Origin of the sequence: uncultured Thiodictyon sp. (assembly GCF_903828115.1) — a bacterium.
GTDB lineage: Bacteria > Pseudomonadota > Gammaproteobacteria > Chromatiales > Chromatiaceae > Thiodictyon.
Window position 1 is genome coordinate 1 of record NZ_CAIKKU010000357.1, and the last position, 7,872, is coordinate 7,872.

Sequence of the window (7,872 nt, forward strand, 5' to 3'; positions counted from 1 at the left end):
GGCGGCTCGCCCGCACCGCCAACAGCGACAATGGCGGGCCTTGGGTTCGCCAAGGACGCGGGGCTCCCACGCTACCGGAACTGCGCTCGGCATTCATGCAGCCTTGCCGGAAGGACACGCTTGTTCCGCGTGCTGTCGAACCGGGACTACCGCTGGACCAATGAACTGCTGGTCAAGTTCGCCTTCCTCACCCTGCTGTTCGACGACCGGCTCTATATGGCCGTCTCGGAACTGGAGACCGACCGGGGCTATGCGGACCTCGCGCTCATCGTGCGCCCGGACATGCGCCGGTTTCAGGCGCTCGACCTGCTGTTGGAGTTCAAATACCTGGGGCTCAAGGACCTGGGCCTGACCGGCGAGCAGGTGCGGGCGCAGCCGCGCGAGGCCCTGGCCGCCCTGCCGGCGGTGACGATGAGGCGGCGGCGCAGGCGCGGGCCTACGGCGCCACGCTGCGCGAGCGGCATGGGCTCAAGGACCTGCGCGCCCTGGCGGTGGTGGCCCTGGGGGTGGAGCGGCTGGTGTGGCGGGCGCTGTGAACCTTTATTCCCTTAGGCTGCTCTTGGGGATACCGAGCTTGAGTTTTGTCATCTGGCTACCTTGGCGTCTCGCTGGTCTGGTGTCGATGCGGGCGATGCCCATCACAGACTCGGCAGTTTAACTGCTGAACGCGTCGAAAATGCAGTGCGGTGGTCAACAAAGGCCGGCCGGCCGGCATACAATTTAAGTCTCAGGATGCCGCCGAGACTCCCATGACCGCACGATTGACAGCTTTGGGCTTCACCTTGGTCGAACTGATGGTCGTCGTTGCGATCATCAGCATCCTGGCCGCCCTCGCGGTGCCGGCCTACCGGACCTTCGTCGTCCGGACACGGGCCGCCGAGGGGGTCTCCTTCGTCGCGCCTTACAAGACCTATCTGACCGAGTACATCCTGGCGAACGGGCACGCGCCGCCCGCCGACGAAGACTACTACTCCCAAGGCGGGCCGGTGGCCGTGACGAGAGTCAACTGGTCCATCGGCCGGGGCGCGATCGAGGTCTGGTACGGACCCGGGGCCGGGGTGGAACTCAACGGCACGATCCTGTGGTTGATACCGAACCAATCCGCCGGCTCCATCAGTTGGATCTGCCGCGGCCACTCCGGCGCGGGCGGTGCCGGGTGGTACCTCGATCCGCGCTATCTCCCCGCCAGTTGCCGGTAGCACCTGATCATCGTCCCGGGTACCGGTCCTCACGGTAATCCATCGCCGCCGAGGGGCGCACCTACCCTACCGTCGCGGTACCGTCGCGGTCCGCCCCCGGCCGCTACGGGTGTCAACCCGGAACCGGCCGGAATCATGACCAACGCCGGCGGGGGGTATGCAACGGGTGGCCGCCAAGGGACCACGCCGGTTACCCTGGCCTCGTCGGGGCTAACGGCCATGGACGGAACATCAGCCACCCCGGACGATGAAAGTCCCCCCGTGGGAGCGGCTTCAGCCGCGATGCGAGGGCTCGTCGCGGCTAACGGCCATGGCGCCCGCGCCACCCCGAAAGATGAAAGTTGCGGACGCCATGGCCGTTCCATCTCCCCGGCCCTCCCCCAGAGGGGAGGGGGATGAGGAGCGCGCTCCCGGCGCGACTTTCACGGTAAAGCCGCTCCCACAGCGCGGCTAAAGCCGCTCCCACGCGCGCCGGTCAGTGTGCGGGGCGGCGGCGCACCAGCAGCCCGGCGCCGAGACCGAACAGGGCCAGCGTGGCCGGCGCGGGGGCATCCGCGGGCGCAAAGTCAAGGAAGAGCCCGCTGCCGCCCGTGCTCAGACTCCAGGTGCCGCCGTTGGTGGGGTTCTGGAAGCCGCTGCCATTGACGCGGAACATGTCGGCGGTAAAGCCGTTGACGGCGGCGAACTCCACCAGCTTCAGGCTCAGCGGGTCGGCGGGGTTGAAGTGGGCAGCGAGGCCCGGATTGTCGGTCGCGTCCAGACTCACCAAGTCGATCAGGAAGGGGTCCAGGGAGGTGGCGGTGAGGTCCAGGGTGCCGGTCAGGCGCAGCAGGTCCCAGTCGGCCCCCGCCACCCCGGCGAAGTCCCGCACCTGGAACCTGTAGACGCCGTTCGTGCCCCAGGTGGCATTGGTTCCATGCAGGGTGCCGGGGCTGTTGCCGGGCGCCAGCGTGCCGCCGTCCTGGATGACCAGGTCCGCGGTCACCGCGCCGGTGCCGGAGATGGTGCCGTTGAGTGCGATCAGGTTGCCCAGGGTCACCCCGTCGCCGACCCGCAGGGTGGCGCCGGCCCCGACCGTAGCCGTGCCGGTGCCGAGCGCGTCGTTGCTGCCGGCGACCAGGGTCCCTGCGCTCACCGTACTGCCGCCGGCATAGGTACTGGCGCCCGTGAGGGTCAGGGTGCCGACGCCCAGCTTGGTGATGGAACCGGGATTGCCGGTGCCTTCGCCGGCCGCATCGGCGATGTCCCCGCTCAGGGTGGCGGTGTTGCCGCCGGCGACGGTCAGATTGACATTGCCGCCCCGCAGGAACAGGGCGGTGCCGGCCGCCGATCCGGCGCCGACCGGGAACTCGTTCCCGCTCCCCGTGCCGGCCGCCCCGCCGGTGGTGGAGCCCCCGGATTGGCCGCCGCCGGACCAGTCCAGGCTGCCGCCGTTGGCGGCGTTGACAAACACGGCCCCGCCCAGTCCGGCGCCGCCGCCGCCCATGCCGACAAAGTCGGAGAAGTCTATGCCTGCGTTGCCGCCGCCGACGCCGCCGACGCCGCTGAAGCCGCCGCCACCGCCGCCGAAGACGCCGTTGCCAGGCGCGTCCGCGCTGCCGCCGCCGCCGAAGCCGCCGCCGCCGCTGTCGACTCCGGAATTCGTCCCGCCCCCGCCGCCGCCGGTGCCGGCGCTCGCGCCACCCGCGCCACCCGGATCGGCCGTCGCAGTCCCCACGGTCCCGTTCGCGCCGTTGGCCCCGGAGGTGTCACCGCCGACACCCCCGGCGGCGGCGCCGATGCCCGCCCCGCCGGACCCGCCGGTGACGCCGGTTAAGCCATGGCCCTAGCCGCCGCCGCCGTTGCCGCCGGCCGCGTAGAAGCCGCCGCCGCCGGCATGACCTGAAAAGATGCCGCCGCTGCCGCCGGCCGCGCCGTTGTCGGTGAACTGGACCCCGCTCAACTGGACCTTAGCGGCGTTGACGAAGAGCCCGCCGCCCAGCCCAGCCCCGCCGCCGGCGCTCAGCCCGCCGTTGCCACCCTGGGCCTTGCCGTTGGCGATGGTGAGGTTATTGAGGCTGACCGTGCCCTGCTGGGCGAAGAAGACGCGGTACTGGTTGCCGCCGCTGACGGTGTTGCCGTTGCCGTTGATGGTCACGCTGGCGTTGAGCAGCGGCAGCATGCTGCCCAGCGTGATGGTGCCGAGGCTGGACTGGAGGTTGATGGTGCTGCCCGGGTTGGCGTTGGCCTGATCGATGGCATAACGCAGGGTCCCGGCGGTGTTGGTGTCGGCAGTACTGGTGACGCTGTAGGTGCCGGCCAGGGCGGGGGTGCCCGCCAGGGTCAGCAGGAGGCCCAGGGCCAGCGGCCGGGCGGAAAGGCAACGATGGGTTGTCACGCGGTACTCCAAATCAAATAGGGAAGAAAACCAGGCGGGGCCTCCGGCCTTAGCCGGGCAAGACCGCCGCCGGGGCGCGCCCCGTCCAGCAACGCACGCCCGTACGCTACCGGGAGGCCAGCCATCGCAACAGGGGAACGCGGCAATGTTTTGCGGGAATGCGGCAATATTTTCGGGTTTCGGAGTTCTTCGGAAATCGCCCTATTCCCTCGCCGATCCGTCCCGCTGGCCCGCCGAAGACCTCGCCAACTGCCGGGGCCTCGTCGCGGCGCAAGCCGCTCCCACTGACCGGGCGCGCCGTGCGGTGCTACTTTCCCGGGGTTGCTCATGCCACCCGGACCTGCTATGCCCACCGCCGACGCCGCGCCGCGGACACCCCCGCCCCTGCTGGACCTGCCGGCCCTGCGCCGACACACCCTCGATCAGGTGATCCTGATCGCCGCGGTCGTGATGACCTGCTCCGGCACCCTGTCCTTCATCCGCAATCTGTCCGTCGGCTGGAGTCCGCTGGTGTTCGTCAACCTGGTCGCCACCCCCGCCCTGCTCTGGGCTCTGTACCTGGGACGACGCGGGCTCCCCTATCAGTACAAGGCGGTGCTCCTCATCCTGTGTTTGTGGGGCCTGGCGATCAACGCGCTGGTCATGGTGGGGCCGGTCGCCAACGCCAAGTCACTGGTCGTCCTGATCGTGTTGCTGAGCATGCTGTTCCTGAGCCGGCGCGCGGGCTGGCTCAACGTGGCCGTCGGGGCACTGGTCCTGGGCGCGGTCGGGGCCGCGGCCGTGACCGGCCTGCTCGATTTCAACCTCGACTACCCGCGCTATGTGAAGACGCCGGCCGTCTGGTTGCAGACCGTCTTCTCCTTTACCGCCTACAGTGCCTGCACCGCCTTCATCGCCGCGCGGCTGCTGCATTCGCTCGATGCCACGGTGCAGGCGCTGCACAGCCAGACCGGTGCCCTGCGCGAGACGCAAGGGGCGTTGCAGGCCGCGCTCAATCGCCAGCGCGCCATCTTCAACAACAGCTCGGCCGGCATCGCCCTGCTCGACGGGGAGCGCATCATCACCAAGGCCAACCCACGCTTCTGCGCCTTGCTCGGCTACCACGGCGCGGACCTCATCGGCCAGTCGACACGGCTGATCCACCGCGACCAGGCGGCCTTCGAGACGCTCGACGCAGGCTACGACGCGCCGCTCGCGGATGGGAGCGCCTACAGCGAGGACCTCCAGGTACGCCGTCGCGACGGCAGCCTCCTGTGGACCCAGGCGAGCCTGAGCCCGCTCGACCCCGCCGCGCCGCGGGCGGGCGCGGTGCTGGTCCTGGTGGATATCGAGGCGCGCAAACGCGCGGAACTGGCGCTGGCCTTTGCCAAGCAGCAGGCGGAGTCCGCCACCCGCGCCAAGAGTCGCTTGCTGGCCACCGTGACCCACGAACTGCGCACGCCGCTGCACGCCATCCTCGGCTTCGCCGAGGTGCTGGACCGGATGGAGGGACCCGGCGCGGAACCCGATGGCGACCTGGACGCGGAACCGTCGGGGGAGGCGGCACAGCGGCGCCGGGACCTCTTCGCGACCATCCAGCGCAACGGCCGCCACCTGCTGGCCCTGATCAACGAAGTCCTGGATTTCAGCGGCCTGGAACGCGGACGCCTGACGCTGGCCGCGCGCCCCACGGCCCTGCCCGCCCTACTGCGCGACTGTGTCGGCGACCTGGCCCCGCTGGCCGCGGCCAAGGGTCTGGGGCTGCACCTGGACGGCGACGCCGGGCTGCCGCCCTGCGTATGGCTGGACGGGCGCCGACTGACGCAGGTCCTGACCAACCTGCTCGGCAACGCCGTCGCACTCACCCAGCAGGGCGAGGTCCGGTTGAGCGCCGCGGCGACCCCGGACCCCGCCGCCCCGGACCGGGTCGCACTGCGCCTCACGGTCGCGGACACCGGGCCCGGCATCCCGGCCGCGGAGCAGGAGCGTATCTTCGCCGCCTTCGTCCAGGCCGGGGCCGTCGGCGCCGCACCGCGTGGCAGCGGACTGGGGCTCACCATCAGCCGCCAACTGGTGCGGCAGATGGGCGGGCGGATCGAACTCGACAGCGCGCCCGGCCAGGGCAGCCGCTTCACGCTCGTCCTGCCCGCGGTCGCGTTGGCACGGGCCGACGACTGCACCGGGGCCGCCGCGGCGGCCCCCGCCGCCGGCAGCGCGACCCGCGCCACCGAGACCGCGCCACCCGCCACCGCAGAGCCGCCGGCCCCACCCCCGCGCGAGGCCCTGGCCGAACTGCGCGCCCTGGCCGACCTGGGCCGTACCACCCGCATCGAGGCCTGGTGTCGGCACTGGTCCGCCCCCGAGGGCCGGCCCGCCTTCGCGGCGGCGGTCCTGGCACTGGCGCACGCCTTCGAGCACGGGCGCATCATCGCCTTGGTCGACGCCCAGGCCGAACGCGCCGAGCGGGCGGCAGGACCCATGATCCTAAAATCCACAGATGAACACAGATGAACACAGATGAACACAGATTTTCTTTGAATTGTCATGCGCTTATCACTGATGTCACAATCACCGGCAAGGTGAGCCCCCGGCCAAGCGTAAGTCAATGAATCATCTGTGATAATCTGTGTTCATCTGTGGATAACTGCTCTTTTTAGGATGATCCCCGCTATCGACCACGGCACCATCCTGGTCATCGACGATGAGCCGGACAACCTGCGCCTCGCGCTCGAGCTGCTGCGCGAGCACGGTCTGGAGGTCTTGAGCGCCCGCGACGGTCCGGCCGGGCTGCACATCGCCGGCCACTTGCGGCCGGACCTGATCCTGCTCGACATCGGCATGCCCGGGCTCGATGGCTTCCAGGTCTGCCGCCGACTCAAGGCGGCCCCCGCCACCCGCGACTGCCCGGTCATCTTTCTGACCGCCCTGGGAACGATCAAGGACAAGGCCCGCGGCTTCGCCGCGGGCGGGGTCGACTATGTCACCAAGCCCTTCGACGCCCGTGAACTCCTGTTGCGGATCACGAGCCACCTGCGCCTGGCCCGGCGCCTCGTCGAGTTGCAGGACCGCCTCCTCGACTACGGGCCCCCGGTTCCCCCCGACCCCGGGTCCGCGAGGCCGACGCGACCGCTCGAACTGCTCCTGCGGGCGCGCGACACCCTGCTCGCCAACCTCACCGACCCGCCCGATCTGGCCACCCTGGCGCGACACTGCGGCACCAACCGCACCAGCCTGCAGCGTCTGTTCAAGGAATATCTGGGGATGACCGTCTTCGGCTACCTGCGCGAGCAACGCCTGCAACGGGCGCGCTGCCTGCTGGAGCAGGGCCATAGCATCGGGGCCACCGCCGCGGCGGTCGGCTACTTCGACGGGCGCGACCTGACCCGCGCCTTCAAGCAGCGTTTCGGCGTCGGCCCGAACGCCCTGTCAAAGGTCGCCTGATCCAGGGCGCTCGCGTTTCATCGTTCGGGGTGGCGCAGGCGCCATGGGCGTTGGCCGGATGGGGGCGCGGATAGCGCCACCGGGCCGGACAGGCCCCGTCCCGCCCCAGGGTCCGTATACCGGGGCGGGACGCCCCGGCTCCGCTCCTACAGCGCCCGCCACACCAGCCGCTCCACCCCGAGCGCGACCACCGCGAAGCCGCGCAGGTCGGTCAGCGCGTAGCGGGCGCGCAGGGCCGCGCCATAGCGGCGCACCTGCTCCGCCGCCTCGTCCAGCTCGGCCGCAACGGCGGGCACGGCGGCCAGCGACTCGCGGGACTGGGCGCGTACCTGCTTCCCGCTCAAGCCCAGATCCTTGAGCCCCAAGCATTTGAATTCCAGCAACAGGTCCAGGGCGCGGAAGCGGCGCAGGTCCGGGCGCACGATCAGGGCGAGGTCGACGTAGCCGCGCTCGGTCTCCAATTCGGAGACCGCCATGTAGAGCCGGTCGTCGAAGAGCAGGGTGAGGAAGGCGAACTTGACCAGGAGTTCATTGGTCCAGCGGTAGTCGCGATTGGAGAGGACCCGAAAGGCACGCTGCTCGATGAAGTCGCACAGGGGCGCCGGGTCGGCGCTCTGGCAGAAGTGCCGGGCGACCTCGACCAGGCGGGTGCGGTCATCATACTCCGGCAGCCAGGTATCGCGCAGGCGCTCCACGTAGAGCGCCCGAGCGACCAGGTTGGGGACCCGCAGGACGGTCTCGTTGAAGGGATGCCTGGAAGGCGAAAGCGTTGGAGCGGCAGCAGCGCCTGCGGGCTGCGGAGGTCAAGATTCGGGATCTGGAGCACAGCCGCGCGCAGTGGAAGGCGCGTGCGTTAAAGGCGGAGCGTGGGCGAAC

General features: G+C 70.2%; 6 protein-coding genes and 1 pseudogene. 4 read left to right on the forward strand and 3 right to left on the reverse strand.

The features are described 5' to 3' along the window. Positions 1–129: 129 nt before the first annotated feature. Positions 130–536, forward strand: a pseudogene (locus QZY48_RS13065) (PD-(D/E)XK nuclease domain-containing protein); the annotation flags it as partial. Positions 537–749: 213 nt separating this feature from the next. Then, a complete protein-coding gene (locus QZY48_RS13070) occupies positions 750–1,199 on the forward strand; it encodes a pilin (RefSeq protein WP_295431292.1) in 450 nt (149 codons plus the stop codon). 475 nt (positions 1,200–1,674) lie between these two features. Here QZY48_RS13070 and QZY48_RS13075 read toward each other — a convergent pair whose 3' ends face one another. Next, positions 1,675–2,916 (reverse strand): autotransporter-associated beta strand repeat-containing protein, encoded by a 1,242-nt coding sequence (locus QZY48_RS13075; protein ID WP_295431293.1) that lies wholly within the window; start codon positions 2,914–2,916, stop codon positions 1,675–1,677. Positions 2,917–3,024: 108 nt separating this feature from the next. Beyond that, positions 3,025–3,576, reverse strand: a complete 552-nt coding sequence (locus tag QZY48_RS13080) for a hypothetical protein (RefSeq protein ID WP_295431294.1) — start codon at positions 3,574–3,576, stop codon at positions 3,025–3,027. Between the two features lie 345 nt (positions 3,577–3,921). Here QZY48_RS13080 and QZY48_RS13085 point away from each other — a divergent pair, with 345 nt between their 5' ends. Continuing rightward, a complete protein-coding gene (locus QZY48_RS13085; RefSeq protein WP_295431295.1) occupies positions 3,922–6,066 on the forward strand; it encodes an ATP-binding protein in 2,145 nt (714 codons plus the stop codon). Between the two features lie 147 nt (positions 6,067–6,213). Then, the gene (locus QZY48_RS13090; RefSeq protein WP_295431296.1) at positions 6,214–6,996 is read left to right on the forward strand and encodes a DNA-binding response regulator; all 783 of its coding nucleotides are present in this window, start codon (positions 6,214–6,216) and stop codon (positions 6,994–6,996) included. Between the two features lie 146 nt (positions 6,997–7,142). Here QZY48_RS13090 and QZY48_RS13095 read toward each other — a convergent pair whose 3' ends face one another. Beyond that, the gene (locus tag QZY48_RS13095) at positions 7,143–7,691 is read right to left on the reverse strand and encodes a PD-(D/E)XK nuclease domain-containing protein (protein ID WP_366929682.1); all 549 of its coding nucleotides are present in this window, start codon (positions 7,689–7,691) and stop codon (positions 7,143–7,145) included. Positions 7,692–7,872: the final 181 nt, after the last annotated feature.

What these genes read in the sequence shown, in the direction of transcription:
- QZY48_RS13090 (WP_295431296.1), top strand. Translation starts at nt 6,214, where the DNA reads ATGATCCCCGCTATCGACCACGGCACCATCCTGGTCATCGACGATGAG.
- QZY48_RS13085 (WP_295431295.1), top strand. Translation starts at nt 3,922, where the DNA reads ATGCCCACCGCCGACGCCGCGCCGCGGACACCCCCGCCCCTGCTGGAC.
- QZY48_RS13070 (WP_295431292.1), top strand. Translation starts at nt 750, where the DNA reads ATGACCGCACGATTGACAGCTTTGGGCTTCACCTTGGTCGAACTGATG.